At 56.6% G+C, this 25,063-nt stretch carries 24 protein-coding genes; 14 read left to right on the forward strand and 10 right to left on the reverse strand.

Annotation, left to right across the window (positions count from 1 at the left end; all coding sequences use genetic code 11):
* The coding region (locus tag G437_RS0109860; RefSeq protein WP_029769576.1) for a DUF4352 domain-containing protein at positions 1–188 on the forward strand (188 nt) is incomplete at its 5' end.
* Between the two features lie 254 nt (positions 189–442).
* Here the strand turns inward: G437_RS0109860 and G437_RS0109865 are convergent.
* Positions 443–736 carry a hypothetical protein gene (locus tag G437_RS0109865; RefSeq protein ID WP_155845694.1) on the reverse strand — a complete coding sequence of 98 codons (294 nt, stop codon included), beginning with the start codon at positions 734–736 and terminating at the stop codon, positions 443–445.
* A gap of 359 nt (positions 737–1,095) precedes the next feature.
* On the opposite strand from G437_RS0109865, the gene G437_RS0109870 reads away from it, so the two are divergent.
* From G437_RS0109870 to G437_RS0109890, 5 genes are all read left to right on the forward strand, one after another.
* The gene (locus G437_RS0109870) at positions 1,096–2,004 is read left to right on the forward strand and encodes an alpha/beta hydrolase fold domain-containing protein (RefSeq protein WP_158237511.1); all 909 of its coding nucleotides are present in this window, start codon (positions 1,096–1,098) and stop codon (positions 2,002–2,004) included.
* Between the two features lie 43 nt (positions 2,005–2,047).
* Complete coding sequence (locus G437_RS0109875) at positions 2,048–2,791, forward strand: sulfite exporter TauE/SafE family protein (protein WP_024332388.1); 744 nt, start codon at positions 2,048–2,050, stop codon at positions 2,789–2,791.
* Positions 2,792–2,939: 148 nt separating this feature from the next.
* Positions 2,940–3,209, forward strand: coding sequence for an ACT domain-containing protein (locus G437_RS0109880; RefSeq protein WP_024332389.1), 270 nt, complete (start codon positions 2,940–2,942; stop codon positions 3,207–3,209).
* Between the two features lies 1 nt (position 3,210).
* A complete protein-coding gene (locus G437_RS0109885) occupies positions 3,211–4,575 on the forward strand; it encodes a PFL family protein (protein WP_024332390.1) in 1,365 nt (454 codons plus the stop codon).
* 7 nt (positions 4,576–4,582) lie between these two features.
* Positions 4,583–5,221 (forward strand): LysE family translocator, encoded by a 639-nt coding sequence (locus G437_RS0109890; RefSeq protein WP_024332391.1) that lies wholly within the window; start codon positions 4,583–4,585, stop codon positions 5,219–5,221.
* A 180-nt stretch (positions 5,222–5,401) separates the two neighbouring features.
* Here G437_RS0109890 and G437_RS0109895 read toward each other — a convergent pair whose 3' ends face one another.
* The 6 genes from G437_RS0109895 to G437_RS0109920 all read right to left on the reverse strand — a co-directional run bounded on the left by G437_RS0109895 (position 5,402) and on the right by G437_RS0109920 (position 11,024).
* Entirely contained in the window at positions 5,402–6,910 is a 1,509-nt protein-coding gene (locus tag G437_RS0109895; RefSeq protein ID WP_024332392.1) for a sodium/glutamate symporter, read from the reverse strand.
* Between the two features lie 356 nt (positions 6,911–7,266).
* Complete coding sequence (locus G437_RS11045) at positions 7,267–8,280, reverse strand: trypsin-like serine peptidase (protein ID WP_024332393.1); 1,014 nt, start codon at positions 8,278–8,280, stop codon at positions 7,267–7,269.
* 137 nt (positions 8,281–8,417) lie between these two features.
* A complete protein-coding gene (locus G437_RS0109905) occupies positions 8,418–9,356 on the reverse strand; it encodes a cation diffusion facilitator family transporter (protein WP_024332394.1) in 939 nt (312 codons plus the stop codon).
* 88 nt (positions 9,357–9,444) lie between these two features.
* The gene (locus tag G437_RS0109910) at positions 9,445–9,834 is read right to left on the reverse strand and encodes an ArsR/SmtB family transcription factor (RefSeq protein ID WP_024332395.1); all 390 of its coding nucleotides are present in this window, start codon (positions 9,832–9,834) and stop codon (positions 9,445–9,447) included.
* A gap of 243 nt (positions 9,835–10,077) precedes the next feature.
* Positions 10,078–10,770, reverse strand: a complete 693-nt coding sequence (locus G437_RS0109915) for a DUF981 family protein (protein ID WP_024332396.1) — start codon at positions 10,768–10,770, stop codon at positions 10,078–10,080.
* A gap of 2 nt (positions 10,771–10,772) precedes the next feature.
* On the reverse strand, positions 10,773–11,024 hold the full coding sequence (locus G437_RS0109920; RefSeq protein ID WP_024332397.1) for a hypothetical protein: 252 nt from the start codon (positions 11,022–11,024) through the stop codon (positions 10,773–10,775).
* A gap of 124 nt (positions 11,025–11,148) precedes the next feature.
* On the opposite strand from G437_RS0109920, the gene G437_RS0109925 reads away from it, so the two are divergent.
* The 4 genes from G437_RS0109925 (at position 11,149) to G437_RS0109940 (ending at position 16,335) form a co-directional block, all read left to right on the forward strand.
* The gene (locus G437_RS0109925; protein ID WP_024332398.1) at positions 11,149–12,084 is read left to right on the forward strand and encodes an aldo/keto reductase; all 936 of its coding nucleotides are present in this window, start codon (positions 11,149–11,151) and stop codon (positions 12,082–12,084) included.
* Between the two features lie 365 nt (positions 12,085–12,449).
* On the forward strand, positions 12,450–14,612 hold the full coding sequence (nrdD, locus tag G437_RS0109930; RefSeq protein WP_024332399.1) for an anaerobic ribonucleoside-triphosphate reductase: 2,163 nt from the start codon (positions 12,450–12,452) through the stop codon (positions 14,610–14,612).
* Positions 14,609–15,271: an anaerobic ribonucleoside-triphosphate reductase activating protein gene (nrdG, locus tag G437_RS0109935; protein ID WP_024332400.1), complete on the forward strand. Its 663-nt coding sequence runs from the start codon at positions 14,609–14,611 to the stop codon at positions 15,269–15,271. The genes nrdD and nrdG overlap by 4 nt, the downstream gene beginning before the upstream one ends.
* A gap of 284 nt (positions 15,272–15,555) precedes the next feature.
* Entirely contained in the window at positions 15,556–16,335 is a 780-nt protein-coding gene (locus G437_RS0109940; RefSeq protein WP_024332401.1) for a CAMP factor family pore-forming toxin, read from the forward strand.
* Between the two features lie 199 nt (positions 16,336–16,534).
* Here G437_RS0109940 and G437_RS11050 read toward each other — a convergent pair whose 3' ends face one another.
* Positions 16,535–17,422, reverse strand: a complete 888-nt coding sequence (locus tag G437_RS11050; RefSeq protein ID WP_048706904.1) for a CPBP family intramembrane glutamic endopeptidase — start codon at positions 17,420–17,422, stop codon at positions 16,535–16,537.
* A gap of 391 nt (positions 17,423–17,813) precedes the next feature.
* Here G437_RS11050 and G437_RS0109955 point away from each other — a divergent pair, with 391 nt between their 5' ends.
* The 4 genes from G437_RS0109955 to G437_RS0109970 all read left to right on the forward strand — a co-directional run bounded on the left by G437_RS0109955 (position 17,814) and on the right by G437_RS0109970 (position 23,708).
* Complete coding sequence (locus G437_RS0109955) at positions 17,814–18,920, forward strand: hypothetical protein (RefSeq protein ID WP_024332404.1); 1,107 nt, start codon at positions 17,814–17,816, stop codon at positions 18,918–18,920.
* Positions 18,921–19,331: 411 nt separating this feature from the next.
* Positions 19,332–21,446: a MucBP domain-containing protein gene (locus G437_RS11525; protein ID WP_024332405.1), complete on the forward strand. Its 2,115-nt coding sequence runs from the start codon at positions 19,332–19,334 to the stop codon at positions 21,444–21,446.
* A gap of 332 nt (positions 21,447–21,778) precedes the next feature.
* Positions 21,779–22,204, forward strand: coding sequence for a MarR family winged helix-turn-helix transcriptional regulator (locus tag G437_RS0109965; protein ID WP_024332406.1), 426 nt, complete (start codon positions 21,779–21,781; stop codon positions 22,202–22,204).
* 94 nt (positions 22,205–22,298) lie between these two features.
* On the forward strand, positions 22,299–23,708 hold the full coding sequence (locus tag G437_RS0109970; protein WP_024332407.1) for an MATE family efflux transporter: 1,410 nt from the start codon (positions 22,299–22,301) through the stop codon (positions 23,706–23,708).
* Positions 23,709–23,903: 195 nt separating this feature from the next.
* Here G437_RS0109970 and G437_RS0109975 read toward each other — a convergent pair whose 3' ends face one another.
* Positions 23,904–24,338, reverse strand: coding sequence for a hypothetical protein (locus G437_RS0109975; protein ID WP_024332408.1), 435 nt, complete (start codon positions 24,336–24,338; stop codon positions 23,904–23,906).
* 211 nt (positions 24,339–24,549) lie between these two features.
* Positions 24,550–25,063, reverse strand: a 514-nt coding sequence (locus G437_RS10710; protein WP_244263226.1) for an SdrD B-like domain-containing protein, incomplete at its 5' end; no start/stop codon positions are given.

A 25,063-nucleotide genomic window follows, 5' to 3' on the forward strand; every position in this document is an offset into this window, starting at 1 on the left:
CCTCCGTTGCGCTAGCTGCTGATAAAAGCGAGTTCTTGTACAAGCAAATCAACCCCGGCAATTCTGCTACCGGCAAGATAGCTTTTGACGTGCCCGATGACGTGGCAGCGGATCTTGGCAAGCTTTCCGTGCAGGTACAAACGGGGCTGTTTGGCACTGAAAAGGGATTGATCTCGCTAGCCCAGTAGGTGCGTTTTCGAGCAGGGGTCTAGTCGGCAATATGCCGGTTAGGCCCCTTCCTCTTTTTCGCTAGGGGCATGGTTAGGGCACGCCGCTAGTTTTGCCTATAATGGTGCGGATTATTTTTATTCCCCCATCCTCCGCTAGAGCCCCGGTATTCATTGAAATACCGGGGTTTTTCGTTGCCCTAATGCGGGAAATACGGGTTATGGTCACCCGGGAAAATCCCAGGCGGGTAAAAATAGAATTATGTGGTGTGGGCTTAGGCCTTTTTCTTGATTTCTTTCATAAGATCAATTGTCTGCCGCATTATGTCGTCGAAGCCGTCAGCCTCTGGATCATCTAGGGCAGGAACGAGCTTATCGAGCTTCGCTAACAAAGCGTCACTGTAGGTAAAACCGACCTCTTTAGCCTTCCACATTCCCGCATCCCACGCAGGCTTGTATGGGCCGTCGGCGACCAGAATGTCCCCGTATGTACCTTCCCATTCCTCATCAGTAAACTGGGCGCGGACCTCATCGCAGGCCTGCCAGAAAGCATCTTCGTAATCAGTCATTCGACCCTCCTGAAACCTTCCCGACCCACTGATGTCTTCCAAGAAGCATACCCCGGCCAGTACTTCCTTATAATCGCGTTCTGCGAGGTAGAGGCGGCCTCTGCCGCAATCATCGCGTAGACGTTGGCGCATAAAGTCACGTTGACGAACCCCTTAAGCGACCTGCGTAGCAGCTTTCCCGCGCCGCAGAACGCCCTGACAGGGCTTCGCCTATCGACGCCAATGAAGCTCTGCCCGCTAAGAAGCCCCTAGGTTCTAGGCCATTGAAATACCGGGGGTTCGCCCTCCTGGCTAGAGGCAACAGGCGGTGTAGAGTTCAAAGGCATGTCGAAGCGTCGGCCCCTAGGAGGAAAATGTACGTGCCTCAAAGCGCAGTCAGCGCCTTTTTGAAGATCGCCAGAGCAAACCGCGCCTACCTGAACCCGCAGGTGGCCCTCCAGCGGATAGCCAAGCGCGCGCTGCGCCCCCAGCGGATAGTTCCCCGTTTTTTCCCTGGCCAGGACAAGGTGAAGGTAAAAGTCGCCAACGCGGTGGGCATGAGAATTTATGTGTTGGAGCCGCGTACGTGGCCAGTAGAAGGCGCTTTCATCTACGTTCACGGCGGCGGCTGGGTCAATCAGATCACGGTTCAGCATTGGCAACTGTGCGCCCAAATCGCCCACCACACAGGTCGCGCCGCAATCATGCCCATTTACCCGCTAATCCCCTTCGGCACTGCCGATAAGGTAGTTCCCGCGATCGCAAAAATTGTAGCCGCAGCAAAAGAAAAGTTCGGCTCGGCCGCTCTGGGTGGCGATTCCGCAGGCGGGCAGATTGCCTTGTCGGCCGCCCTCGAAACGCAAAGCCACCCTCAAAAGAATACCCCCGAAACCGCTAAACCTGACCAACTAATCCTGATCTCACCCGCCCTCGACGCCACCTTTTCCAACCCCAGAATTGCCGAAGCACAAAAGCACGATCCGTGGTTGGGGGTGCCCGGCTGCCAGGTATTTTTGAAGAAATGGGCGGGCCCGCTGGCACTCACCGACCCGAAAGTGTCCCCCCTCTTGGCTCCCGCCAAGGCGCTAGCCCGGCTAGGGCGAGTAACAATCTTTACGGGCACCGCAGATATTTTCAACCCTGATGCACACGCCCTCGCCCATAAAATTGCGCTCGAGGGCGGCCGCTACAACCTGGTGGAAGAACCGGGCGGTTTACACGTGTACCCACTTTTGCCCACGAGGGCCGGAGCGGCCGCACGCACCGAGATCTGCGCCCTGTTGACATAAATGCGGTTTGGGCCCGTCCCCGCGGCATGCTAAACCTGTAAGCATGACTGCAACCGCCTGGATAATTTTGTTTATAGCCGGCATAGGAGCCGGCCTTTCCAAGGGGCTCATTCCCGGGGCTTCCATGATTGCCGTCGCACTAGCGGCACTGGTTATTCCCGCCAAAGAATCAGTGGGCGTTTTGCTCGTAATATTGCTGTTCGGCGATATTTTAGCGCTGACTTTCTACCGCAAGGATGCGAATTGGCAGATACTGCGAAAACTGATGCCAGTGGTGGTTTTAGGCGTAATTTTGGGTACCGTATTTTTGCGCCTGGCCTCTAATGCGGTTGTGCAGTACGTAATTGGGGTGGCGCTAATTTTGCTCACCCTGATGCAACTTGCCGTCACCTACCTGCCTAAGAAGGAGGCACTGCCGGCTTCCGGAAGCGCACGCCGAATTTCGGGCATCTTCTATGGCACGCTCAGCGGGTTTACCACCATGGTTGCCAACGCCGGTTCTCCGCCTCTCACGCTCTACCTACTTTCCCGCCACATCGACGTGCGCACGTTCCTGGGCACTTCCACCTGGTTTTTCTTCCTCGTAAACGTCATCAAAACTCCCTTTTCGGTGTACGCAGGGGTGCTTAGCACGAATACCTTTAGCTACGCCCTCCCCTTGATCCCAGCCGTGGCCATCGGGGCTGTTTTGGGGTACTACCTAGCTAAACGCATAGACCAGAAGGTGTTCAATATTCTGGCGTACGTGGTTACTTTGGGAGGCGGCGTAGTGCTGCTGCTCGCCTAAGCCGGGGCGGGCGAGGCCGCCAACGCCGCTCCCCGCTCTGAGCCAACCCACAGGGCCCAGGGCACCCACCCAGCGCAGTGGGCCACCTTGAAATTAGCCTGCAATTTGCGTTCGGCGCTGACAATTGTTGCCCCCTACAATGGTTGGCATGGATGCGATTATTACTGTGGCAGGGGTCGATCACACCGGAATTGTGGCGGCCGTGGCCAACGCGTTGGCTGAGGAAAAAGTAAATATTGTGAATATTTCGCAAACGCTCATGGAACAGTATTTCACCATGATCGTGCACTGCGAATTTGATGCTGACAGGCTGCCAATTTCGGCGTTGCAACAGCGTATGCGCCAGGTCGCAGAGGCCGAAAATTTGGTTATCAAAGTCCAGTCCGAAGCTATTTTCGACGCCATGCACGAGGTGTAATTTGGCTACTTACAACAAGATCTTGGACACGATCCAGATGATCGACGAGGATCGTCTGGACATTCGCACTGTCACCATGGGTATTTCGCTGCTCGAGTGCGCCGATTCAGATTTGTCGCGCCTTTGCGACAACATTTTTCAGCGGATCACCACCCAGGCTAAGAATCTGGTTCAGGTGGCTGAAGATATTGAGGGCGAACTTGGCATTCCCATTGTCAACAAGCGCGTGGCTGTTACCCCTATTGCGCTGGTTGCGGCTAGTGCGGCCCATTCACCTGCGGACATGGTGAAGGTAGCTAAGACGCTCGACGAGGCCGCTCGCTCGGTTGGGGTGGATTTTATTGGCGGCTATTCCGCCATTGTCGACAAAGATGCCACTACGGCTGACGAGCTACTGATTGAATCTATCCCGCAGGCTTTGGCCGAAACGGAGTTTGTGTGCTCGTCGGTTTCAATCGGTTCTTCACGCAGTGGCATAAACATGAGCGCGGTGGCCAAGATGGGCCAGGTTGTGAAGGACGCAGCCCAGGCTACCGCCGACCGCAGTGCCATTGGCGCGGCCAAGCTGGTAGTTTTCTGCAATTCGGTTGGCGACAACCCGTTTATGGCGGGCGCCTTCCACGGGGTGGCCGAACCGGACGTGGTGCTTTCCGTGGGCGTTTCCGGCCCCGGGGTGGTGCGCCGCGCCCTCGAGAAGGCCTCCGGGCTTTCTTTCGGCAAGTGCGCCGAAACGATTAAGAGGGCGGCCTTCCAGATCACCCGCGTAGGCCAGTTGGTTGGCAATATGGCGGCTTCCCGCCTGGATGTGCCTTTCGGGATTGTGGATCTTTCGCTGGCGCCTACCGCCGAGGTAGGCGATTCGGTGGCACGCATTTTAGAGGAGATGGGTGTCGAACGGGTGGGGGCTCCCGGCACTACTGCCGCCCTCGCACTGTTGAACGACGCGGTGAAGAAGGGCGGCCTTATGGCTTGTGGGCACGTGGGGGGCCTTTCTGGTTCATTCATTCCAGTTTCCGAGGACATCGGCATGATCGAGGCCGCGCAGATGGGTGCTATTAGCATTGACAAGCTCGAAGCGATGACGGCGATCTGCTCGGTGGGCCTGGATATGGTGGCGATTCCTGGCGACACCTCCCCCGCCACTATTTCGGGAATGATCGCAGATGAGGCCGCAATCGGCATGATAAATCACAAGACTACTGCCGTGCGCGTGATTCCTGTTCCGGGCAAGTCGGTGGGCGAGACGGTAGAATTTGGGGGCCTCTTGGGGCGTGCGCCCGTAATGGAGGTTTCTAAGTATTCTTCCCAAAAGCTCGTTGCCCGCGGGGGCAGGATTCCGTCCCCGGTGCACGGTTTTAAGAACTAGGAGCAGCATGGATTTTGGCCAGTTCACCGCTTTGACCGCAGCCTGGGTGGCCGTGATTATTACGCCGGGACCCGATTTTTTCTTGACGTTGCGTTCTGGCACTATTTCGCGCCGCCACGGCCTTTTCACTGCGGCCGGAGTGGTTTGCGGGGTTTTGCTTTGGCTGGCCGCTGCCATTGCCGGGCTCGGGGCGATAGCTAAGGCCTTCCCGTGGGCTATAACCACCATTTCTATTCTGGGTGGTTTTTATTTGATCTGGTTGGGTTGGCAGGCGATCCGTTCCGCACTGGCCGCCCGCCGCCCTGCCCAGGGGTCCGAGGGCGAACATAGGGACCAGCTTTATTCGCATCCTTTCAGGTCGGGCCTGCTAACGAATTTGACTAACCCTAAGGCGATCATTTTCTTTGGGGCGATTTTGTCGCATTTTCTGCCCACCAATTTGTCTTTCTGGTCAATGACGGCAATGGTCGTTTATCTGATTAGCATGGAGGTCATCTGGTTCGGTGCCGTGGCCCTGCTGATCTCTACGCCTGCGGCCCAGCGGTGGGTGAGCCGCTACCGGGCCCTGATGGATGGGGGCACTGGCGTGATCATGCTGGTGTTGGCTACAGCCCTGCTGGGAAAGTCCGCTGCAGAAATTTTCTAGCCCTTACATTTTTCGAGGACGAAGTCCCGTTTGCGGCAGCTGTGCGGCCAGAAGAAGCTGTAAGTTTGGCCCCGCCCCTAGCAGCGAGCTGCTCCCCACTAGTAAGTGGCTGATTTTCAGTCCAACTAGCGGGGAGCAGCTCGCAGGGGGTGGGGTAAAAATCCACCATTTTACTTTTGTCTAATCTGCTTTTTTGCGTGGATTAGCTAGTTCTTCAGAGGGACGCCAGTCACGGCGGACAGTTTCTTCTTCATGTTCGATTGCCGCTTCGGGGTTGATCCATCCGCGCCCATTCTTGCCCCAGTAGAAAAGGCCCGACAGGACTGAAGCCAAGAACAGGATGGCCATTACGATCAGTACGGGCCAGGGCCCCACGGTGAAGATCAGAGGGGTGACCATGGCCGTGACGATGCCACCCCCGAAGAAGGGTTCGAAAACTAGCTGTTTGAAGCCGAAGGCTTCGAAGCAGGGGGATTTGCCTTCCGGGTCTACGATGCGCATTAGGATTAGGCCTGTGGCGGTAACGCCCATGCCTTGCCCGAAGTCGCCAATGCCGCGTTCGAACCAGTATTCGGGAATGGTGCGCGGGGTCAGCCACAGTAGCACCAGCAGGTTTATCAGCACCCCGCCGACGCACAGCACTAAGAAGGGCACCAGGTTCTGCGAGATGGCTTTGAGTGAGATTGTTGCCATCGCGGCCAACACTAAGATGTCCAGTGCTAGACCTTGGATGCGCAGCATCATCTGCGAGTCAATAATGTGTTCGTAGCCTACTGCTTTTAGCAGCAGCTGCACAATAATGCCACCGATCATGGCCAGCGGGAACAGCGGTACGAATGCCAGCAGTTTGATGTGGTCGATCCACAGCATCTGTTCGATCCATTGCAACCCAGAAAGCATTGCCTGGCCGATCAAGATGGCCAGCGCCAAGAACGCGACGTGCAAGGACAATGGTTCGATCGAGGACGGGCGCACGGTCATGTGTGCGGCCACATAGTTTTCGTCCTCCCGGAACAGGCCCTGTTGTTCTTCGACTGAGCGTCCCGCAGTCTCTTTCACGATCTGGGTGCGGCCGGTGCGCACAGCCCAGTTGATCAGAGCCACACCAAAAACTACGCCACCAACTAACCCTACGGTTGCCACACCTATAGAGAGGTCGCCGCCCTCGGGCCAACCTAGCTCTTTAAAAACGGGGATCATGCCTGCGGCGGTACCGTGTCCGCCCTCGTAGCCAATTTCGATTAGTGCCCCTGCCATGGGGGAAATACCGAATAGGGGTACCAGAACCAGGACCGTGAGTAGCAGCCCCACCAGGTATTGGCCTGTTCCGTAGGCTACGCCCACCGAAAGCTGCGGCCCGGCAATGTTGACGATTTTTTTGGGTCCCGGCAGTTCCTGGCCCATGAAGAGAGTGGCAAAAACGACTGAGATTAGCAGGCCGGGGAGGGCGGACCATACGCTTAGCACATCTTGTCCGAGCAGACCTCCTTCCGCGAATTGGCTGTAGCCAAGCTTGGCGGCGATAGCCCCGAAGACTCCGGGCCCTACAAGCAGCGCCACGAACCCGCCCACGATTGACGAGGGCAAGAAGATCTTTTGGATCCATTTAACTTTTACGCGCAGGATCTTGCCTATCAGTAAAAATATGCCCAGCAAAAGCAGCGCAAAACCGACGTGTTTCGCATCCATACCTAGTCCTCCACTAGCTATAAAGTCTGTCCCCCGCCCGCCCAATCCTTTTGGGGGATAAAGGACTAGATGTGGCGACGCAGCAGTGGGTCAATACACTTTTATAGTTGTACAAAACGAAGGTAAAAGATGTCAACCTTTACAGGGGTATCATTTTACTTTTCTTTGACTCTTGCGTGACTGTCGGCGGGCACCGCGGGCGGGCTCCCAGAAAACACAAGCCCGCCCTGGCGCCCCACTTGAGCACGCCCGCCAATTACTGAACACTACGCTAACGCCCCGCGCGCCGCGATTTCGCCACTTGACTCGGGGCCTTGGCCACCGCCCAGAACAGGGCCGCTCCCCAGACGAGTCGACTACTTGCTTTCGACCTGCGCGTAGAGGGCTTTTAGTTGGTCGCTAAAGTAAGGGCTCCCCATGAAAGCGTCGTCGTCGGGCCCGAACGAGCTCACGCCACGCACATAGCCCACCCCGGACGCTTTGGAGTAGTGGCTGAGCCAAGGCCCACCTGAACCGCCCACGCCAAAGTTGCACCCCGAAAGGATTGGAAACTTTTTGTTTTCCCACACGTACTGGCCGGTGTCTTTGTCGCAGAAGCTTACTTTTTCGCCCCGCTGCAGACGCGTGGGATAGCCCACCATGAGCGCGTGGTAGTCGAGTTTTCCGCCCAGCATAAGCCCATGCCCTCCCACGGTTTCCACCACTTTTTTGCCCGCCGCGTTAGGGGCGGTTTCAACGAGGGCGATATCCCCGCCCGTGCCCATGGACCCGAAGTTGTACTTGATCCAGGTTGGGGTGGTGCGCATGCGCACGGCAGCAAATTTGCCGTAGGGGGCCTGCCCGTCGTGGTAGCCCGGCACGAACACCCAGTTCTTCACCCACGCTTTGGTTTGCGCCGAGAGCACGCAGTGGCCCGCCGTAATCACCACGGTTTTCTTGGGGGTGTTAACCGCCGAGGCCGAGCATTTAGAATCGTGGTCCATTCCTTTGTCGCGAAAGAACACTTTGCCGTTGACCGCGGCTACAGCTGTGACCGTTTTGTCGTCGCGGCGGCCGTAGGCGGGAGAACCGGGGGCTGGCTGCGGGGCGGTGAGTACCGTTTCCTTTTCCGTATACCCGCTAGGCAGCTGCGGTTTCGGAGCTACCGCACGGTTGCGAAAGCGCAGCGAAGAACGTCTGGGCAGTGGAGCCGGCTGGGCCCGTCTCATCCGCTCCGGGGTCCAGTATTGGGCTACCTGGGCTGGATCCTCACTGGGGCTGTTTGCGGGGACATCGGCCTCGTCGGCGTGGGCGTACCCGAACGCGCTCACGCTCGTCGTTAGGGCGAGGGCGGCAGCCGCCGCCAGGGAAAAAGCTTTCTTTACCGACATGGTCACCTTTGCGCTTTCGGTGGGGAACTTCTTATACAGGATAGAAGGTCCGCCGCTGCTAAAACAGTGATTGCGCTAGTGAGAGTGGGTACATTTGCCCTGCTTTACCCTATTCAAAGGCAGCCCCCAGGGCCGTTTCACCCGTTGAATTCTTCGGCGTGCACAGACGCTTCGTGCTGCTCGTGGCCGGGTTCTTCTAGCTGGAATGTGCAGTGATCGATTTCGAAGTCGTGCTGGGAGATGTGGGTCAGTTCATCCAGAATGCGCGGCCCGGAACCGTCTTTCCAGGCCTGCTCACTGACGCGCACATGCGCACTCAGTACGGGCACGCCGGAGGTTAGCGCCCACACGTGCAGCGAGTGGATGGCGTCCACGCCCTCGGTGGCAGCGAGCGCGGAGCGGATCTCGGGCACGTTCAGCCCATCCGGCACCCCCTGCATGATTATGTTGACTGCCTTCTTGAGCAGAATGAACGTGCGCGGCAAAATGATCAGGCCCACCAGGGCGGCGGCAATGGCGTCAACGCGAGTCCACCCGAAAGCAATGTTCAATATACCAGACAGGATAATGCCGGCGGCCCCAATCCCGTCGCTCATCACTTCCAAGAAGGCGGCTTTTACATTCAGCGATTCCTTTTGCCCCCCGGCCAGCAAAAATAGCGAAATAGCTGATCCCACAACACCCACAACAGCAAAACCAACTACCCCGCCTCCGTGCACCGCCGGCGGATTTATCCAGCGTTCTACGGCTTCGTAGGCAATGAAGCAGCCCACCCCGATTAGCAGGAAGCAATTGATGAGCACGGCAATAATTTCCGCCCTCATCCACCCGTACGTGCGCCGCGGGGAGGCCTTGCGGGTAGCCAGCCAGGCGGCAATCAGCGCGATTAGGATGCCGGAAGAATCGACTGTCATGTGCATAGCCTCGGCAACTAGCGCCAGCGAGTTAGCCCACCAGGCCCCTATCAGTTCCGAGACGATGATTACCAGGTAGATGAAGAAGACTATTAGCAGTCGGGTGCGGTGTGCCCCTGTGGGGGTCTGTTCGCCAATTCCATGATCGTGAGAATGTGCCATGGCTATTCCTTTTACTTAATTCCATAATTTTTTACGTTGCCAACCCGGTTGCGCGGCTTGTGCCGCTCATACCCGGCCGGCATTTTGTTTAGCGAGGGCGAGCCTCATCTGCCTCGCGTTCGTGCCTTACGTGGTCGAGAGTTAATTGCAGCGAGGCTTTCACATGCGTATCGAAGATGCGGTAATAGGCCATGCGCCCTTCGCGTCGAACAGCTACGATTCGGTGCGCTCGCAACAGGCGCAGTGCGTGCGAGGTGGCTGATTCGTTCATTTGGGTCAGTTGCGCCAGATCGCCTACACACATTTCGTCTACTTCCAGCAGCACCAACAACAGCCGCAGGCGAGCGGGATCGCCAAATAGGCGCATCATTTGGGCAATTTCTTCAATTTCGCCCTCGCCGGGCAGGTTAGCCTGCAGCAGTTCGAACCGCGGCTTGTCTGCCGCACACTCTGCCTGAGCGGTGGTGGTAGCCACCATGAACGGCCTCCTCTGTTTATCTGAACAACTGTTCAGATATAAATATATTTACCGTCGAGGGCGAAGTCAACGCCTGCGCGTTTACCACCAAACTTGGGCGCCACAGCTTGGGGCTTGCTGCGGCCTCTAGCAGGAGCGCCCCCTCCCAGCGCAACCCCACCGGGCCGCACCCCTACCCGAAGCCAGGCATAAAAGAAGAGCCCGAACCGGTCGGCTCGAGCCCTTCTTTGTGGCGCCCTCCAGCTATGCCGGCGGGAAGAATCCCACGTGGGAGTAGAAAACGGTAAAGGATAAAAATACCCATAGCACTCCGCAGCCCCAGGTAAAGAGAGTGGCTATTCGCGCCACCCATTTACTTTCGGGAGCAAACGGCGCCAGCATCGCAGCAATACCGGTAAAGGCATATAAGCACATCACCATCAGCGGTTCCCAAATCTGCCCAGCCAGCAGGCGGGCTATTGGCTCAACGTCCGGCGGCCGCCACATGCCGAAATGCATCCCGGCGATGGCGAACATGACCAGCCCCACCCCGCCAATGGCTCCTACATATAGCAGCGGGCGCAATGTGGCCACTAAGTCCAGGGCTCGCTCTTTGCGATCGGCGGCCCTCTGCGCGGCCACGACGGCCAGCCCGGCGATGAAGGTGAGCAAGCCGTAGAGGGCGGCCGGCTCACCGAAGGTCACATTGTCTACCGTGCAACAGAAGGCGCCGTCGACCTCTTTTAGAGGCCAGGTCAGCGTCATGTACATACCGGTCACGCCTAGATACGCACCTAGCGCCACAAACGCCCAGCCCCACCCCGAAAGGGTGCGACCGCCCTCGGGACCTAGTGCCTGAACGCGAGCGGCGGTCCGGGCAAAAACCACGGCCATAATCATGATCGTGCCTGCAACCAGCGCCATGGTGGTGTTAAAGGTAACCCCCTGCATAATCATGGTTAGCTCCGTTCAGCCAGTATTGCCTGGCGGATCGAAAGAAGGGCGACGGATGCCCCAAAAGTCATGCACCAGCACAGGGCGCCAATGTCCCGGCCGGTTTCACTGGAAGCGGTGGCCCAGAATATTAGGCCAACCACTACCCCTATTACCACTACGGGCCAAACAATTTTCACAATCAGGCTTGCCCATCGCCGCGCGGCGTCATTGCCTACCTCGGCGGGCAACCCGGTAAAGCTATCGAAGTTGTCCATGGCTTTACCATAGCCCCTTTCAACCCCTTTTGACCTGCGATTGTGAAAATTTTCTAATATGTGGAAAGTTTTGGCCAAGGGCTGATTTCCTGCACCGAAAAGCCGCCTTACATAGACTCTTTGTATGAACATTGGAAAATCTGACCTACAAGTTTCAGGAATCGCGCTAGGGGCCAACCCGTTTGGGTGGACCGCAGACGAAAACACCACCTACCAGATCTTGGACGCCTTCACCGAAGCCGGCGGCAACATGGTCGACACCGCCGACGTCTATTCGGCTTGGGCCAACGGCAATTCCGGGGGCGAATCTGAGGCCGCAATGAAGCGCTGGCTGAACACTGGAAACAACCGCGAGCGCCTCTTGGTCGCCACTAAGGTTGGCCAGAAGCCAGATCGGAAGGGGTTGCGCCCAGAAAATATTGAGCGTGCCGCCAAGGAATCGGCTGAGCGCCTGGGGGTCGAACAGATCGACCTGTATTACGCACACGAGGATGACCCGGATGTTCCCATGAACGAATTCGCCGAGGCTTTTTCCGAGTTAGCCGAGAAGGGTTTGATCCGCGAAATTGGCATGTCGAATTTTGCTCCGGCTCGCTTTGAAGAGTGGATGAAGATTGCGGAGCAAAATGGCTTGCACGCTCCGGTTGCCATGCAGCCGCATTACAACTTGGTGTTCCGTTCTGATTTCGAGGCCGAGCGCCTAAGTGTTGCCAAGAAGTATTCTTTGGCGGTGTTCCCTTACTTCGCGCTTGCTTCTGGTTTCCTCACCGGCAAGTACGATCGAAATACCCCCATTTCGGGCGAGCGCAAGTCAATGGTGGAGCCATACGTGTCCGAGCAGGCCTTCGACGTTGTCGACGCCCTCAAGCAGATTGCTGAAAAGCGCGCGGTTACCCCGGGGGCCGTGGCGCTGGCTTGGTTGCGCGCTCAGGATACGGTGGCCGCTCCGCTGGCGTCGGCTCGCAACACTGAGCAGCTGCGCCAGACTATGGTGGGGGCCACGCTAGAGCTGGATCCGGAGGAGCTGGATCGCCTCAGCGGCCTTTCCCAGGGGCTGTAGCCCCGCCCTCGCCCAAGGGGGCCACCCGCCCTTTTCAAGCCCGTATTTGCCCCGCTTTGTCCTACCGGAGCGCATGGCAAATACGGGCTCTTTTTGCTGGCATTTTTTTGTTCCAAACCTCACCATTCGTGCGTTCCCCCTGGATAGAACAACTCGTGTTACAGCTCACATTTAAGGCGCTTTTGAAGTTTCCCGCGCCAGCACGCGAAAGGTGCCCAGAAAGCAAAAACTGGCAACTTCGAAATGCAGGAGTGTTGCGCTTTTTTGAAATGACAATGATGTAGTCTAGCTGTGTGCCAACCACTAGATATGGGGTCTGGCAAAAATGTTGGCACAACATCTTGATTCACTTGGAGGTAACACAAATGGCTGTCGCGCCCGCAAATACTCGGATATCTACCACCGTTACCAAGCGCGACGGCCGTACCGTAAGCTTCGATTCGGCAAAAATTTATAGGGCCATTTACCTCGCTCTGAATGACCGGGGCATCGACGATCCAACCTTCGTTTCCGACACGACCGAAGCGGCCATTGCCTCCCTCCCGGAGGGGCCCCTAGACATTCCCACCATTCAGCACTCCGTCGAGGGCGCGCTGATGGCCTCCAAGTACCCTCAGGTTGCCCGCGCCTATATCGAATACCGCCACGACCGCGACAATGCGCGCGAGGCCGCGATGGACGTGTCGGCCTCCCTGGACAAACTGATGAAGCGCGACAAGACGGTGGTCAACGAAAACGCGAACAAGGATTCTACTGTTTTCAACACGCAACGCGACCTGACTGCCGGTTCGGTGGCGCGCGCTTACGCCCTAAAGAATCTGCTGCCCAAGGCGGTGGCGAACGCTCACATCAAGGGCGACATCCACTTCCACGACTTGGATTACAATCCTTTCCAGCCCATGACCAACTGCTGCCTGATTGACATCAAAGGCATGCTGGCCGAGGGCTTCCAGATTGGCAACGCGCGGGTAGAATCGCCACGCTCGATTAACACCGCTACTGCTCAGATCGCGCAGATCATTGCCAATGTTGCTTCCTCCCAGTACGGCGGCTGTTCGGTGGATCGCACCGACGAGGTGCTGGCCCCCTACGCTCAGATTAACTACGAAAAGCACTTGGAAGACGCCCGCCAGTGGGTGGCTCCCGAAAAGCAGCACGACTACGCGATGGCCAAGACCTCTAAGGACATTTACGATGCCATGCAGTCCTTGGAGTACGAGATCAACACCTTGTATTCGTCGAACGGGCAGACCCCGTTCGTGACCTTGGGCTTTGGGCTGGGCACTTCCGAGTTCGAGCGCGAAATCCAGAAGGCGATTTTGCAGGTGCGTATTCAGGGCATCGGCAAAGACCATTACACGGCGATTTTCCCGAAGCTGGTGTTTGGTCTGCGCCGCGGGGTGAACATGGCTCCTTCCGACCCTAACTACGACATCAAGCAGCTTGCGCTGGAGTGCTCCACGAAGCGCATGTACCCTGACGTGTTATCTTACGACAAGCTCACTCAGATCGAGGGCGACTACAAGGCTCCTATGGGGTGCCGTTCGTTCTTGCCTAAGTGGGTGGATCCAGAAACTGGCGAGGCCGTAAATGCCGGGCGCAACAACCTGGGCGTGGTGACGCTGAATGTTCCTCGCATTGCGATCGAGGCCCGCGGGGATATCGACCGGTTCTGGAAGATTTTTGCCGAACGCATGCAGATTGTAAAGGAGGCCCTGGTCTTCCGTGCCCAGCGTTGCGAGGATGCTACCCCTGACAACGCTCCGATTTTGTACAAGCACGGCGCCTTTGGGATTCGCGCCGGCGAGGGCGAACAGTCTGTAACTCAGTTCTTCCACCGTCAGCGTTCTACCCTGTCGATTGGCTACATCGGCTTGTACGAGGCGGCTACCTGCTTCTTTGGGCCGAATTGGGAGCACGACGCAGAGGCTAAGGAATTCACTTTGGACGTGGTGCGCGCTCTTTCGGACTACGCCGATCAGTGGAAGAAGGAGTACCCGTACTGGTTCAGCGTCTATTCGACGCCTTCGGAGTCGCTCACGGATCGTTTCTGCCGCTTGGATGTGGAGAAGTTCGGCAAGATCCCGGATGTTACCGACAAGGATTACTACACGAATTCGTTCCACTACGACGTGCGCAAGAAGATCACTCCGTTCCAGAAGATCGATTTTGAGTCTGTGTACGAACCGTTCACCAAGGGCGGGTTTATTCACTACTGCGAATACCCGAAGCTCACGCACAACACTAAGGCGCTCGAGGCGGTTTGGGATTACGCCTACGACAAGGTTGCCTACCTGGGCACTAATACTCCTATCGACAAGTGCTTTGTGTGTGGTTTTGAGGGCGAGTTTTCCCCCACCGAGGAAGGTTTCAAGTGCCCTGACTGCGGCAACGACGATCCCGAGTCGTGTGACGTGGTGAAGCGCACCTGCGGTTATTTGGGGAACCCGCAGAAGCGGCCGATGGTTCATGGCCGTCACACCGAGATCGCTTCGCGCGTCAAGCACATGGATGGTCCTACAAGATGAGTGTTGCTCTGCCTACCCCTTCCGTTCGCGAGCAGGTTGCTTTTGCTCGCGAGGCGGGGGTGTGTCAGCCGAAGGCCGGCCAGTGGGATGGGCGGTTGCTTTCGCGCGGGTATATTGCCGACTACAAGCCGTTTAATTTTGTCGACGGCGAGGGGGTGCGCTGTTCACTATACGTGTCGGGGTGCCCGTTTAAGTGCCCGGGATGTTACAACAAGGCGGCCCAGTCGTTCCGTTATGGCAGCCCGTACACGGACGAGCTGGAAGAGCGCATCATGGCGGATTTGGCCAAGCCGTATGTGGCAGGCCTTTCCCTACTTGGTGGCGAACCATTTTTGGCTACCCCTACCCTGCTGCCACTAGTGCAGCGGGTGAGGGCGCAGTTCGGCTCTGCCAAGACTGTTTGGGCTTGGTCGGGGTTCACCTGGGAGCAGCTACGACTCGAGAATAAGGATAAGCGGGAACTGCTGGCCCTGTGCGACGTACTGGTGGACGGGCCTTTTATTCAGGCCCAGTTTGACCCGAATTTGCCGTTTAGGGGTTCGGCTAACCAGCGGATTATTGATGTGGCGTCGTCTTTTGGGGCAGGCCGGGCCGTCCTCTGGCAGAGCGAAGCGGGCACTTTGGCTAACGAATCGCGCACGTCAACCCGCGTTGGCTAACATCACATTCATTAATTTTTTCTAATAATTTAATGTGAGTAGCCGCTACTGAAAGTGCCGGAACGGCTAGTAGTCAGTAACTTTTAAGGTTATTTAAGATTGGGATTCTTTCATCTTTCAAAGTCCTTTTAACATTAGAAAAATTCATCTTTCTGTTTCTATGGTTTTGCTGGTCGAAGCGTGTTTAGAATGGCCGCGTACTGATCACCTCCAACTGGTAGGTTTTCAGTGTTGTCCACTGGTGCGCACGGCGTGCCTTCGTAATCAACTCAGAAAGTTCAACCATGAAATCTCGAGTTCTCGTAGTTCCCGCCCTCGCAGCAGCCCTGCTAACTCCTGCTCTGCCCGCAGTTGCTTCCGCTGAAGCAGCTCCGGCTCCTGCAGCTGCTGCGTCCGCTCCTGCAAAGACTAAGACCGAAGCTAAGAAGATGCTGACCAACGTCAACGGCCGCATCGACACCCTGAAGAAGCAGGAAGCTGTCCTGCCTTCCGGCGATTACAAGGCCCAGGTAAAGGATCTTCTGAAGACCGCCTTCGACCTGAAGGACACCCTGGCCGCCATCGTCAAGGGCGACCTCAGCGCCTTCGACATGTCCACTATCGAGGCCCGCTACCAGCTGACCATCACCATTGCGGACACCATCAAGACTGCTACTACCAAGCTGACCAACAAGGTGCAGGCCACCCACATCGAGCTAGGCCTAGCCACCACCAAGGCTGTTCTAAAGTTGATCAACCTGACCAACTCCTCCGCCGATCTTGAAGCCGCTCAGAAGGAACTGAAGGGCGTGCTCGCCAAGGTTTCCCAGTACCCCGATCTGACTGCCAAGGACACCGCCACCATCTACGTAAAGGCGAAGCTTGACAAGGTCATCTGGAACACCCGTTTCGACCGCGACAAGCACATCCTGGGCAAGAAGTCCTTCGAGACCTACAACACCTTGAACTCCAACATCACCAAGGCTGTTGGCGTCTGGTTCAACTCTCACGCCACTGTTGCTGACGTTGACAAGGCTATTGCCGATCTGCAGGCTGCTTACAAGACCGCCGAGGCCGGCAAGTAATCTACTTCTTAGGCCTTAGTTTCTAAGGTCGAAAAGGGGTGGGACCCATCTGGGTTCCACCCCTTTTTCTGTTCTAGCGCTGCTTTTCCGCCTGGGTAGGAACCTGAGAGCTGCCTTTCTGCCTGGGTAGGAACCTGAGGGCTGCCTTTCCACCTGGGTGGACACCTGCATAGGCGCGCTGTGCCCCACAGGTCCGGTCTTAGCGTTGCCGTGTAAAGGCTTCCTTGTTGGGTTTTATTGCGAGGCCTACTACAAACCAGGCGATGCCCATGAAGATCCACGTTCGCGTGTTTGGGGCGCTGGCCGCAAAGAGGCTGACCAGGAAGTTGCCTAAGTAAAATCCGCCGTGCAGACCGATGGCGGGCCACAGGTTAGCCGTTTTGAGTCGCACCGCTCCGGCGGCGAAGCCGAACCCTAAGGGCATGGTTAGGTAGGCTAGCTGTTCGCCAACTTCTGCCCCACCGCCCTGGAAAACTAGGTGTAGGCCGGCAAATGCGGCGGTGACAACGAACAGCCCTAGGCTGGGACGGGAGCGGAAATAGTGCAGCAACCAGCCCCGGAAAACCAATTCTTCGGGGATGGCATGCGCGAAGAACCCGCTGCTGAGCGCCGCCACCGCCCCTAGACACACGGGCAGGTGCGCGGGGGCGCGATACCCGCCTAATCCGCCGGTAAACAACTGGGCAACTAGCGCGATTAGGGTCGCCAGTACAAGCATTGCCATAAACCAGGCGACACCTTTTGCGGTTGGTCTAACCCTCAGCACGTCCAGGGTGGTTTTGTCCCAATAGTGCACTAACAGGGCGAGGGCGAGGGCAACCAGTACCACTATGAGGGCGTGTATCCCCACAGCGGTCATTACTTGCCCGTATGGGTCCATCTGGCTGGTGCCGGAAAAGCGGGAGCGCAGTTCGGGGATCGCACCTACGATTGCCACCGGAGCAACCATCGCTACTAGGAGGACGCTGACCGCTACGGCGGTTCGCAATGCCGCTTGTAGAACAAATGTCCAAGCAGATTTTTGGCGGATGCAAGTGTTCTTCGGTAGGGCGATCGGGATAGGGGTGGGGGCAGCGCTGTTCTCCATATTTCTACTCAATCAGTTGGGAGGCGCTATTTATATAGGGAATGCCCCTGATTTCCCCCTAGGGGATCCCTTGCCCGGTGAGCTGATCGCAGCTACAGGCGGCGTAGCCGCCCCAGCTAAACACCGCGCGAGCGCGCTTTTGCGTGTCAGCAAGTGTTCAATATCCCAGTTCTGCGCCAAGACTGGACTCTAGTTTATTAGAACTATTTAATACAAAAGCACTATGTTGCGTAATCGCGCCAGCTGTATTAGTTGGGTTTTACCGCATAGTTTTGCCAGTTTCTTTTGATTTTGGCAAGCGCATAACCCCATATTGTTCCGCTCGCGTTTCGGTTTCTATTCCGCGCTGCGGGACAGCTTATCTGTACTAATCGAATCCGTAAGGACTAAAGTGAACGAATTCCTTGGAAAGCCTGTGAGCATTTCTGCTAAACGTCTCTCTGTTGGAGCCACGACGTTGCTACTGGGCGCAGCCCTAGCAGCGCAAGGCGCCGTGGCCGCTCACGCCGATCCCGCTCCGGGCGCTACTACCCCCTCTGCAGGCCAGAGCGCCCCAGCCATACCGGACACCGTTGGCTTTGCCAATGTAAGCAACGACTACGAACATGTCAGCGGCGTATACGCCTTTTCTGACAAAGATGGCAAGACGGATGCCTTCTACGTTTCAACTGCCCTCAATTTAGAAACCGGCAACATCAAGGTCCGCGTGTTTGGCCCCGATAAACAGCTCAGGTACATTTTGAACGCGGAAAAGGGCAGCACGCTTGACATTTCCCGCAAGCTTTTTGGCGAGGGAGCGGACAAGCCCAAGGTAGAAGTGAATACCTCTACCGATAAGGGTGGTACTTTGGTGTTCACTCCTGCGCGCGAGGGGAAGGCTGAAAATAAGTACGCCGCCAAGTACCTGTACCTGCCCACAGAGGCCACCCCGAGCGTTCCCGCCGAGTACTCGAGTGAAAACGACAAGGCAGAAGGCGCCGATAAGCCGGGCGGAACTACCAAGCCGGCCGAGGACACTAAGCCTGCAAATACTCCAGATTCAAACAAGCAGGGTAAGGACACTAAGCCCACCGAAGGTGACAAGCAGGGTAAGGACACTAAACCCGCGCAGCCGGCAAGGCCTTCTGACTCGCCGGCTATTACTGCTCCCTCCACTGCCGAGGGAACGACTACTACCCCTAGCCACTCAGGCGCAGACAACGGCGACGACAAGCAAGAGGGCGCTGCCGGAAACGAGCATGCAGACCACGACGCGCAGCAGGTTGGCGAGGATAACGATTCCGTTTCGGAGCCAGACTCGCAAGAGGACGAAGTGCAGGATTCGCAAGAAGGCGAGGATCAGGACTCGAACCAAGACGGTGACCAGCCTGCTTCAGAGCAGGATGCCTCTAGCTCGCTTGCCGATACCGGGGTGGGCTTCCAGGCCGGAATTGCGGGCGCAAGCCTCGCAATTCTTTGCGGTGTGGGAGCGCTCGCCCTGCGCCGCAAACAAAACTAGCGCCAAGCATTTTTGGGTGCCCGTTTTCTGAACTGCTCCCCACTTATAGGGCTGGAAAATCAGTTACTTATTAGTGGGGAGCATTCCTATGCCCGCCCTGGTGCAACCCCTCCGAGCCGGGCGAGCGAAACGGGTTTTATCCACTCTTACTTCTGGGAGTCTTTTCCTAAAACTATTAATATTTTCCCAGCTCAGAGCTACTATTACGGAGCCGTCAACGGGCAGGGAAGGACCACGTTTTAGGCGCTACTTGCGTCTAAACATTGTGTTCTAAGCAAGGTTGCTATCTCGGTCAAGTATGCTTGCGAAGTTTATTCCCCTCGGAAGTACTGGCTAACCGGGAATGCGGGCACGGCCCGCCTCCTGCGCGGTGGCCCGCATATACCAGTATGACCAGAGGAAAACGAAGAAGTGAAAGACCTATTCAAACTAACTCAGGGATTATCAGCCAAAAGACTCTCTCTTAGCGCAACCTCGCTGTTGCTGGGAGCTTCCCTGTCGGCGCCGGGCGCCTTGGTAGCGCAGGCCAGCCCGGCCTCACAGCCCGACCAGCCCCCAACTAGCGCCGCAACCTCAAATCCAGCAGCCACTAAACCAGCGGCTGCCGATACGGCGAGCCCCGACACGGCGGACCCGGCTGACGGAAACGACCCCATGCCCACCGGCCCAGAGACTAATCTAAAGGCCGTAAATGCGGATCCAGACCCTAGGATTCCAGCCGGCCTAACCTACGGCGAGGACGGACACGGCAACAAGGTGATTGCCCCTGAGGTGCCAGAGGACGCGAAGTTCGCCCTACCTGCCGCTCAAACTACGCGTCTTACCAGCGTGTTTGCCATTTCTGCGAAAGACGGAAAGACGGATGCCTTCTATCTGGCTACCACGCGCAATGTAGAAACCGCCCAGATGAAGGCCTACTTGTACGGTCCAGACAAGCAGCTGCAAAAGACCTACGAGCTCCCCTCCAACACCGTGGTGGATCTGAGCCCAGACCTATTCGGCAAAGGCTCGGATAAGCCGACGCTCGAATTGAAGATGAAAGATAGTGCCGACCTTTTGTCTTTTACTCGCGCCGCCAACTGGGAACAGGTGAACAGATACGACATTAGGTACTTGTATTTCTTGGGCACCCCAACTATTGCTAGGCAATACCAGGCCACCGTGCCACCGACTGGCCAGTATAACCAAATGATGCCCGCAAACACTCGTCTAAAGGTGAACTACTTAGACCTCGATTCTAAGAAGCAGCTGGCAGATTCGAACGATTTTCCTGCCTATATGGGCGATACTTACGAAACTAACGGTTCCAAGGACCGTTTTTACCCGCACGTGAATAAGAATTACTACAGGCTAGCCGAATCGCCCTCGGCCCCTTCCGGAACCGTGAAGGGCACGTACTGGGGGAAGAAGGGTTTCGTTGCTGTAAATACGATTACGAGCACCGCCCGCGGGGTTACCGCCCAGTTTGCGGTCCGCCGCACCGTAGTTAGCGATGCTGGCGACATTACCGTGGAACTGTGGCACAAGAAGTCCGGAGTGAAGCTGCCGGTGATCGGATATACGCTGCCGGGCAAGAAAACTTCGGAGCCTCCCATTGCCCCTAACACCGAATACGTTTCCAAGCCGATTCGCCCGTTCAACTTGAAGTTGCCGTCGAAGGCCGCCTACGCCAAGGTCGGCTTTTTGTGGAAGGACGATAAGGGGATCATGCGCTTTGACGACAAGAACAGGCGACTTGTTGCCAATCCGGATGGGTCAGGGCCGGGGGGCGTGCGCATCTCTACTTGGAGTAATAGTTGGATGCCGAACTCGGATCAGCTCACCTACTGGTACAAGGCGCTTGGGGATGTGAATATCAATTACATAAATACGGACGGGCTGGTAATTAAAAACAAGGTGGTTGACACTGCCAAGGGTGATGCGAATTCGCCTTATGACGCTGCCGAGGGCGAAGAAAAGCCCGCCAAGATCGTAAAGGACGGTAAGGCTTACCAGCTTGTCGGTAGCGCCGGTGTAACCAAGAACAAGATTGCTTACGGCGCAGATGGCGTGGCCACCGGGGAGGGGAATGCTCCAGCTAACGGCCAGGTTGAGGCCCTGAAAGCTTTAGAAGTTACCTACGTCTACGAGCCGGTAGATGTTCCGACTCCGCCAGTGCCAGATGAGCCTCCGCTACCGCCGGCTCCCGAGCCACCGGCTCCACCAGCTCCCGTACCTCCGACACCACCGGCACCCGAACCGCCCGCGCCTTCGGAGCCTGGACCGACCCCAAAGGCGGATCCCGCTCCTGCGCCCGCCCCTAAAGTAGACCCCAGGCCGGCATCTGTGCCTACTCCCCCGCGTTTCCAGGAGCGGAAACCCGTTACACGGCAGGCGCCTGCCGTAAAGAAAGAGCCTGCACCGACTAAGAAGACAGCCGAAAAACTGGCTGCCACCGGCAGCGAGGTTGAGGTTTGTGCGTTAGCTGCTAGCGCAGCTCTGCTGTGCGGTGTGGGAGCGCTAGTGCTGCGCCGACGGAAGCGGTAACGCTTTGCCTCTGTGCCTGCGAATGCGCCTGCATCCTATCCAGCCCCAGCAGCTGAGCTTTGGTGGCACCTGGGACGCAGGCGCATTAGGCAGGTTGGTCGGTTTGTATGTGCCTTAGTTAGCAAAGCCGTAGCCTACTCGTTTTGGCGCGGCACGGGTAACGGTAGCGATAGAGCGATGCTGACTTTAGTATTTTCATTCACAAACACACGCGAACAGCATCCTTTGAGTTGCGCATGTTCAACCATTTCTGGCGTAACAACCATCCCACAGGCTAGGCAATTTCCAAATCACCCTTTACAGTTAGATCTCTAACTGTTAGAGTTCTAACCATGGAAACGACGGCAGCCCACATTGCAGCGCTCATCCGCCATATAGCCATCGCTCACCGCGCGAAGGCTAACGCGTGGATCGCAGACTCTGACCTTACGCCGGAGCAAGCGTTCGCATTGGGGTATGTTATCGAAAATCATGAAGATGGCGTTATAGCACGCGACCTAGCCGACGTAACGCGGACCAAACCCGCCTCTGTTGCCAGCCTTGTCAAAGGTATGGAATCACGTGGCATCGTTACGCGTGCACCATCGCCCCGGGATTCTCGAGTCAAGCTACTCCACCCAACCAAAAAGGGCGAAGAGCTCTACCAAGATTTCCAAAATGATCTCAAGCGCGCTGATGAAGAGGTTTTCGGAGTTCTTCCGAAAGAAGATCAGGACACGCTGGTTAAGTTACTCAACCAGCTGCTGAACAACCTCTAGCGCCTCCCAAATATTCACACCTGGGGTTAGACCCCCACCTCTACTTTTTGCGCCCTTTTTCGCGAATACTTCATCTCTTTACAAGGAGAAAACTATGTCCGAAAGCAACCAGACTTTATCAAGTGCGCCCATTTTACGGGCCCTCGCACACCTTTGTTTACCTATGATCGCGGGCCTTGCCGCCAGCTCCCTATACGGGGTGATAGGTGCAGGCATCATAGGCCACCTCAATAGAACCGATTTTCTAGCGGCCCTCACTTTCGGGCTTCCCGTCTATACGCTCATTATGGGATTCGGCAATCTCTTCGGCGTTGGCGGCGGAACATATATCTCCCGCCTAGCCGGCGAATACGAGAAAACCGGGGACATAGCGCTAAAAGCCCGCGTCAGGAATGTCTCGTCCTTTACCCTCTGGGCCTCCCTTGCCACCGGCTTACTGATCGCCATCTTCGTACCATTGTTCGCTAGTCCTATTACGAGGGCAGTGGGTGGCGGTAGCGGAACGGCTACAGCCACGGCAACCGCAACCTACATCATCGCTATGGCAATCGGCTCACCCCTGCATATTGCCTCATTTTCCCTAGAGCAGCTCGTTCGTGCCGAAGGAGCCGCGGCTCAATCGATGGTAGGTATGAGCCTTGGCGCCGCCGCGAACGTCGCGTTCGATTTCATTTTCATTCTTGGATTTGGCTGGTCTATGGCGGGTGCCGGCATCGCCCTAACTTGCACGAACGCCGTGGTTTGCGGCTACTTCATTTGGTGGCTGACCGCTCGGTCGGATAACTCCTCCCTGCGCCTGCACGACCTAAGTGTGGACTTACCGCTGGTGAAGACGGTCTTGACAACCGGCCTCTCTGAACTGCTAATGTCCGCTTTTATCATTGTCACTTCGCTCATCATGAACTGGATTGCTATGTCTTATTCGGAGGCATTTTTAGCCTCTTTAGGCCTGTCGCTGCGCGTGAGCCAGCTGGTTGAAATGGTCGTCACCGGACTCGTGATGGGTTCTTTGCCGCTTCTTTCCTATAGCTTCGGCGCTGGGAAAACTCGCCGGCTGAACGCCACGATCCGCACTGTGGCTCTAATAAATCTGGCGATCGTGGCCGTGTTCTCTGTTTCCTTGTATGCCTTCCGGATGCCGTTCCTGCATCTGTTCAGCTCTGACGATTCGGTTATTGCTGCGTCCAGTGCCTTCCTCACGGCCATGCTGGTGTCCACTGCTTTCAACGGCTTGACGAGCCTGCTGATCACCGTGTTCCAGGCTACGAACCGCGGCAAGCAGGCAACCGCACTGTCTATCTTCCAAGGTGTGGCTTACATTCCCATAGTGCTGGCAGCACACAAGTGGATTGGCATGAGCGGCGTTGTCTGGTCTATGACCGCAACTGAGTTCCTTACCTTCATCGCCGCGGCAGTGATGTACTTCTTCTCCCGCACCAGCATAGGAACTTCTCACCCGGTTGAAAAAGGGACTCCGGAGGCTGAACTTGTCCTAGCGGATTAGACCTCCAAGCCGGCTACAAGCTGGCAGGCCGGAGGCGACAGTGCGCCATGGCTAAATCAGCCAAGCACGTGGAAGCGGTCGACGAAAGGTTTGAGCTTTTCGAGCAAGTCGAGCTTGTTTTACAAAGATGGTCTGGAGGCGATCCGGCCTCGGATTTCTTCGCGCACTTCCTACTTGGCGCCCGCCCGCAGGTATTTATCCCTTACGCGTCTTCACCGAGGCGAGTAAGAAGGCCACGCCGGCGCTAGCCAGGGCTGCCCCAAGCCCCGTATAAAACACTGCTACGAACCCATCTGGCAGCAAGGAGAATGCACGCAAACCAAACCCCGCCCCCATCATCACAGCCATCAGCAGGTAAGAGCGAGCGTCGAAGAAATGCCAAAACGGGCGGGCAGGCTGCGGAAAAGCACGAATACGCTTCACATGTTTGCCTACCACTTTCAAAAACATTGCCCCAAATGCCGCAAATACTACTATCGGCAGAACACAGACCCAGGGGGCATGCAAACTAACCCCAGGCAAGGCGCCAATCCCAATGCGGGCAACGTTCACCCCTGCTACTGCCCAAACAATCCCAGCCACCGCTATAAGCCAGGGGGAAGAAAGACGAAAATGCGGACAATCAGCCATAGAAACCCCGCTCAAATAAAACTGTTATGACCAGGGCTAATTTTAGTCGCGCAAGGCCCAGGCAGGTAGTTTTAACAGTTCGCCTGTGGCAAAGCTACACGGCCAGTAGATAAAACGTTCCCCGGAGGGTGGTCATTTCCGACTCCCTTCCGGGGAACATCCAAAGACACTTACATGCCTTTTAGCGTTAGAACGCTACATGTGCTCTGCCCTAGTTGCGACGGCTCCGAGCTAGTGCACAACCGCCAAGCGCGAGTAGCAGTGCAGCAACAGACCCAGCGGCCAAGGTGGACGCACCAGTCTGCGCAAGCGGTTTGTTCACAACGTTCTTGTGAACTACCTTCTTGACCTGCTTGGAATCGCCTTCACCTTGCTTTTGCTCGCCATGGTTCTGGCCACTCGGCTCGCCCGGCTCCGGTTTCGGCTCTGGTTTCGGCTCCGGCTTGGGTTCCGGCTTCGGCTCAGCCTTTACCAACCCGGCATCAACAGAACGCTCGTTTTGACCAGCAGCCAACTCAACCACTTTAGTCACACCAGAAGAATCCACATTCGAATCCTTCTCACTATCGCCAGCCTCAGCCTTAGTGAAACCCTCATAGCCAGCAGGCAAATCAAACTTGACCTTGTACTTACCAGCCTTCAGATTCTCAAACAGGTAATTACCATCCTTATCGGTAGTAACCGGAGAAACCCCCTCAACCGGAGACCCATCCTCACCAAGCAAA

This window comes from Winkia neuii subsp. neuii DSM 8576 (genome assembly GCF_000420405.1).
GTDB lineage: Bacteria > Actinomycetota > Actinomycetes > Actinomycetales > Actinomycetaceae > Winkia > Winkia neuii.

Bases quoted from the DNA above. Each gene is read 5' to 3' on its own strand.
- G437_RS0109865 (WP_155845694.1), bottom strand. From the start codon at position 736: ATGACTGATTACGAAGATGCTTTCTGGCAGGCCTGCGATGAGGTCCGC.
- G437_RS0109875 (WP_024332388.1), top strand. From the start codon at position 2,048: ATGACTGCAACCGCCTGGATAATTTTGTTTATAGCCGGCATAGGAGCC.
- G437_RS0109880 (WP_024332389.1), top strand. From the start codon at position 2,940: ATGGATGCGATTATTACTGTGGCAGGGGTCGATCACACCGGAATTGTG.
- G437_RS0109890 (WP_024332391.1), top strand. From the start codon at position 4,583: ATGGATTTTGGCCAGTTCACCGCTTTGACCGCAGCCTGGGTGGCCGTG.
- G437_RS0109895 (WP_024332392.1), bottom strand. From the start codon at position 6,910: ATGGATGCGAAACACGTCGGTTTTGCGCTGCTTTTGCTGGGCATATTT.
- G437_RS11045 (WP_024332393.1), bottom strand. From the start codon at position 8,280: ATGTCGGTAAAGAAAGCTTTTTCCCTGGCGGCGGCTGCCGCCCTCGCC.
- G437_RS0109905 (WP_024332394.1), bottom strand. From the start codon at position 9,356: ATGGCACATTCTCACGATCATGGAATTGGCGAACAGACCCCCACAGGG.
- G437_RS0109910 (WP_024332395.1), bottom strand. From the start codon at position 9,834: ATGGTGGCTACCACCACCGCTCAGGCAGAGTGTGCGGCAGACAAGCCG.
- G437_RS0109915 (WP_024332396.1), bottom strand. From the start codon at position 10,770: ATGATTATGCAGGGGGTTACCTTTAACACCACCATGGCGCTGGTTGCA.
- G437_RS0109920 (WP_024332397.1), bottom strand. From the start codon at position 11,024: ATGGACAACTTCGATAGCTTTACCGGGTTGCCCGCCGAGGTAGGCAAT.
- G437_RS0109925 (WP_024332398.1), top strand. From the start codon at position 11,149: ATGAACATTGGAAAATCTGACCTACAAGTTTCAGGAATCGCGCTAGGG.
- nrdD (WP_024332399.1), top strand. From the start codon at position 12,450: ATGGCTGTCGCGCCCGCAAATACTCGGATATCTACCACCGTTACCAAG.
- nrdG (WP_024332400.1), top strand. From the start codon at position 14,609: ATGAGTGTTGCTCTGCCTACCCCTTCCGTTCGCGAGCAGGTTGCTTTT.
- G437_RS0109940 (WP_024332401.1), top strand. From the start codon at position 15,556: ATGAAATCTCGAGTTCTCGTAGTTCCCGCCCTCGCAGCAGCCCTGCTA.
- G437_RS11050 (WP_048706904.1), bottom strand. From the start codon at position 17,422: ATGGAGAACAGCGCTGCCCCCACCCCTATCCCGATCGCCCTACCGAAG.
- G437_RS0109965 (WP_024332406.1), top strand. From the start codon at position 21,779: ATGGAAACGACGGCAGCCCACATTGCAGCGCTCATCCGCCATATAGCC.
- G437_RS0109970 (WP_024332407.1), top strand. From the start codon at position 22,299: ATGTCCGAAAGCAACCAGACTTTATCAAGTGCGCCCATTTTACGGGCC.
- G437_RS0109975 (WP_024332408.1), bottom strand. From the start codon at position 24,338: ATGGCTGATTGTCCGCATTTTCGTCTTTCTTCCCCCTGGCTTATAGCG.